The sequence below is a fragment of the Rhizobacter sp. P1_G5 genome (assembly GCF_056405435.1).
Window position 1 is genome coordinate 1 of record NZ_JBFUCB010000971.1, and the last position, 1,433, is coordinate 1,433.

The window sequence follows — 1,433 nt, forward strand, 5'->3', positions numbered from 1 at the left end:
CCCGAGAACATCTGCACCTGGCTCAGCTGCCCGTACATCGTGGCGCGCAGCAGCTGGCGCACGCGGTTGGAGCGGTCGGCGGCGGCCAGGTCGTCGACCAGCGCGACGCCGGCGCGCAACGCGCTGTCGGCCTCCTTGAACTTGCCGGTGAAGCCGAGCACCGCGCCTTCGCGCTGCCGGACGATGGCCGCTTCCTGCTGGGCGTCGCGGTACACCGCAGCGTGCGGCTGCCGCTCGGCGAGCACCGGCGACAACAGCTCGATGGCGCGGCCGTAGCTCTTCATCGCACCCTGCGGATCGCCGAGGCTGGCGAGCCCCGGGCGGCCCTGGATGTCGCCGATGTTGCGATAGCCGGTCGCCAGCTCGACCTGCAATGCCGGTTCGTTGCGGGCTTCGACGGCCAGGCCTTCGAGGTAGGCGAGCCCGTTCTCGACCAGCAGCTTGCGTGCCGGCGTCGAGCCGGGCAGTGTGCGGATCGCATCGTGCATCGGCACCATCATCGTGTTGGCCAGCTTGCGCACGCTCGCGAAGTGCCGCTCGGCGCGCTCGCGCTGCCGGTGCGCTTCATAGGCCTGGTAGCCGGCGAATGCCATGCCGGCGAGCAGCGCCAGGTTGGCCAGCATCACCGCGCCGACCGCCGCGCGGTGGCGCAGCACGAAGCGCCCGGCACGGTAGCTCCAGGCGCCGCGGCGCGCCTGCACCGGCAGCCCTTCGAGGTGGCGGAACAGGTCGTCGGCCACGGCCTCGGCCGAGGCATAGCGGTGCAGTGGATCCTTGCGCAGCGCCATCAGCACCACCGCGTCGAGGTCGCCTTCGAGCTGGCGCCGCTGCGCGCGGGCCAGCGCCCGGCTCGGGCGCACCGGTTCGGTGTCGCAGATGGCGCGCGTCAGCGCGTAGTTGTCCTCGGTCGCGCGGCCGTACGGGCTCGCCTGGGTCAGCAGGCGGTACAGCACCACGCCCAGCGAGTAGATGTCGCTCGCCGCGCCGACCGGCCCGCCGCGCACCTGCTCCGGGCTCGCGTATTCCGGCGTCAGCACGCGCATCGCGGTGGCGGTGCGCTCGGCGCTGCCCGCGTCCAGGCGCTTGGCGATGCCGAAGTCGACCAGCTTCACGACGCCGTCGCGCGACACCAGGATGTTGCCGGGCTTCAGGTCGCGGTGCACCACACCCTGGCGATGCGCATGGTCCACCACCAGGCAGACGCTGCGGAACAGGCGCAGCCGGGCGTCCAGCGGCAGCGCGTGGGCCTCGCAGTAGCGGTCGATCGGCAGGCCGCCGTCGACCAGGTCCATCACGACGTAGTGCACCCCGTCGGCCGACACGCCGGCGTCCAGCAACTTCGCGAGGTTGGGGTGGTCCAGCGCGGCCAGGATGCGCCGCTCGGCATGGAAGCGGTCGAGCAGGAAGGCGGTGTCGGCCCCTTCGCGCACCAC

General features: G+C 72.4%; 1 protein-coding gene. It reads right to left on the reverse strand.

The window, feature by feature from the left end; genetic code table 11:
- Positions 1-1,433, reverse strand: a 1,433-nt coding sequence (locus tag AC1D12_RS33255; RefSeq protein ID WP_477845365.1) for a serine/threonine protein kinase, incomplete at both ends; no start/stop codon positions are given.